Origin of the sequence: Lentzea sp., assembly GCF_035525475.1 — a bacterium.
GTDB lineage: Bacteria > Actinomycetota > Actinomycetes > Mycobacteriales > Pseudonocardiaceae > Lentzea.
Genome location: NZ_DATLEC010000179.1, coordinates 1 through 2,909 on the forward strand (window position 1 = coordinate 1; position 2,909 = coordinate 2,909).

The 2,909-nt window shown below is 68.6% G+C and carries 3 protein-coding genes and 1 pseudogene; 3 read left to right on the forward strand and 1 reads right to left on the reverse strand.

Annotated elements, in window-relative coordinates:
- Both VM306_RS28760 and VM306_RS28765 read left to right on the forward strand, forming a co-directional pair.
- Nucleotides 1-418: pseudogene (locus VM306_RS28760) on the forward strand (leucyl aminopeptidase); the annotation flags it as partial.
- A 278-nt stretch (nt 419-696) separates the two neighbouring features.
- Nucleotides 697-1,158 carry an OsmC family protein gene (locus VM306_RS28765; RefSeq protein WP_325520702.1) on the forward strand — a complete coding sequence of 154 codons (462 nt, stop codon included), beginning with the start codon at nt 697-699 and terminating at the stop codon, nt 1,156-1,158.
- Between the two features lie 102 nt (nt 1,159-1,260).
- Here VM306_RS28765 and VM306_RS28770 read toward each other — a convergent pair whose 3' ends face one another.
- Nucleotides 1,261-1,587, reverse strand: a complete 327-nt coding sequence (locus VM306_RS28770) for an oxidoreductase (RefSeq protein WP_325520704.1) — start codon at nt 1,585-1,587, stop codon at nt 1,261-1,263.
- 180 nt (nt 1,588-1,767) lie between these two features.
- Here VM306_RS28770 and VM306_RS28775 point away from each other — a divergent pair.
- On the forward strand, nt 1,768-2,909 hold a 1,142-nt coding region (locus tag VM306_RS28775; RefSeq protein WP_325520706.1), incomplete at its 3' end, for a dihydrolipoyl dehydrogenase.

The window sequence follows — 2,909 nt, forward strand, 5'->3', positions numbered from 1 at the left end:
GGACGGCCCGGACTACCTGATCGAGGCTGCGACCCTGACCGGCGCGCAGGTCGTGGCACTGGGCAAGCGCACCTCGGGCGTCATGGGCTCCGACGAGTTCCGCGACCGCGTGGCCGCCATCGGCACCGCGGTGGGCGAGTCGACGTGGGCCATGCCGCTGCCGGAGGAGCTGCGCGCGGACCTCGACTCGCGTCTGGCGGACCTGGCGAACATCACCGGCCACCGCTGGGGCGGCATGCTCGCGGCCGGTCTGTTCCTGCGCGAGTTCGTGGCCGAGGGCGTGCAGTGGGCGCACATCGACGTCGCCGGCCCCGCGTTCCACACCGGTGGCCCGTACGGCTACATCTCGAAGGGCGGCACCGGCGTCCCGGTCCGCACCATCGCGGCCGTGCTGGCGGACATCGCCGCCAACGGCTGACCTTTCCCACCGCTTTTCCGCGACGGGCGGAGATTCCTCGGAGTCTCCGCCCGTCGCGCTTTTCCGGGCATCCTTCGCCGACCCTTTGCAACCAGTCATTTGCGGTCGATGTCAAACGTGTCGTTGCTAGGGCGCAGGTCAGAGGCGGCGCGGAACTGATATATCGGTTGCGACGAGGTGTGCGGACGCGTTGTGGCGAGGGCCGGTTCGTCGTTGTCGCGCGTTCCCGGAAAGCGACGGGACTAGGCCGTCAGGCCCACTTGGAGGAGTATTTCCACATGGGGACGCATCACTACGAGGTCGACGTCGTCTGGACGGGCAACACCGGAAGCGGGACGTCCGGGTACAAGACCTACGAACGCGCGCACGAGGTCCTGGTCGAGGGCAAGCAGACGATCCCCGGGTCGTCGGACCCGTCGTTCCGGGGCGACCGCGACCGGCACAACCCGGAGGAGCTGCTCGTCGCGTCGCTGTCGCAGTGCCACATGCTCTGGTACCTGCACCTGGCGTCGGTCAACGGCGTCGTCGTCACCGGCTACCGCGACCACGCGACCGGCACGATGGCCGAGCACCCCGACGGGTCGGGGCGGTTCACCGAGGTGGTCCTCAACCCCGTCGTCACCGTCGCCGACCCCGCGACCCGCGAGACCGCCCAGGCGTTGCACGAGAAGGCGCACTCGCTGTGCTTCATCGCGGCGAGCGTCAACTTCCCCGTGCGCCACGAGCCGACGGTCGCGTGAACAAGGGCAGTCGCGGCACCTGAAAGCGTGGCGGCTGGCGTTGGTGCACGGGCTCGTGTCTGTCCGATGAGGACCGCGAGCGGTTGTTCGACGAGCGGCGCTCTAGCCGTTGCCCAGCTTCTTCTGGCGCGCCGTGTAGTCGCGCATGCGCTTCGGGTAACCGACGATTCCCGCGTCGTAGATCGGCATGCTCAGCTTGCGCGCGAACGAGCGCGCGGCGTCCGGGGAGGCGACGCGACGGCGTGTCCACTCGCCGTCGTGAGCGACGAGGACCACAGTGGTTTCGGTCACCGTGGTCTTCGGTTCCACATAGGCCTCGACGCCCTGGCGGCTCGCGGCCCACTTCTCGAGGTGGCCCGTGTCCTGGTGGGAGGCCGTCCGCAGCACACCTGGACGTGACTTCCTGCGAAAACGGTCGAACAGCCCCATCGAGCACCTCCTGCGCCTCGATCCACCATGGTGCCAGGAAAGGGTGTTATGAGTAGGTGAATGATCAGGATCGTGACGTGCTGTCCCATGCCGGATCACCGCGCTCCGGCAACTAGTGACAAGATGGCCGCGTACCTCGCGCGCACCCGCGCGTAGTAAGTAATCCCGAGGAGATCCGAAGTGACTTCGCCGGAACTGGAGTCGGCCACCAACGCCGATCTCGTCATCCTCGGCGGTGGTTCAGGTGGCTACGCCTGCGCGTTCCGCGCCGCTGAGCTGGGCCTGTCCGTCGTCCTGGTCGAGAAGGACAAGCTCGGTGGCACGTGCCTGCACCGCGGTTGCATCCCGACCAAGGCGCTGCTGCACGCGGCCGAGGTCGCGGACAACGCCCGCGAAGGCGACCAGTTCGGTGTGAAGAGCTCCCTCGAGGGTATCGACATCGCCGGCGTCAACTCGTACAAGGACGGCGTGGTCTCCCGGCTTTACAAGGGCCTGCAGGGTCTCGCGAAGGCCAACAAGGTCACCTTCGTCGAGGGCGCGGGCACGTTCGTCGGCCCGAACGCCGTCGAGGTGAACGGCCGGCGCTACGTCGGCAAGAACGTGGTCCTCGCGACCGGGTCGTACGCCCGCAGCCTGCCCGGCCTGGAGATCGGCGGCCGGGTCATCACCAGCGACCAGGCCCTCAACCTGGACTTCATCCCGGAGAAGGTCGTCGTCCTCGGCGGCGGCGTCATCGGCGTGGAGTTCGCCAGCGTGTGGCGCTCGTTCGGCGCGGACGTCACCATCGTCGAGGCCCTGCCCCGCCTGGTGCCCGCCGAGGACGAGTACGCGTCCAAGCAGCTGGAGCGCGCGTTCCGCAAGCGCGGGATCAAGTTCAAGACCGGCGTGAAGTTCACCGGCGCCACCCAGACCGACTCGGGTGTGTCGGTCACGCTGGAGACCGGCGACGTCCTCGACGCCGACCTGCTGCTCGTCGCGGTCGGCCGCGGCCCGAACAGCGCGGGTCACGGCTACGAGGAGGCCGGTGTCGAGATCGACCGCGGCTTCGTCGTCACCGACGAGCGCCTGCGCACGAGCCTGCCGGGCGTCTACGCCGTCGGCGACATCGTGCCGGGCCTGCAGCTCGCGCACCGCGGTTTCCAGCAGGGCATCTTCGTGGCCGAGGAGATCGCGGGCCAGAACCCGAAGGTGATCGACGAGGCGGGCATCCCGCGCGTCACCTACTGCAAGCCCGAGGTCGCCTCCGTCGGTCTCTCCGAGGCCGCGGCCAAGGAGAAGTACGGTTCCGCCGAGACGTTCGTCTACGACCTCGCGGGCAACGG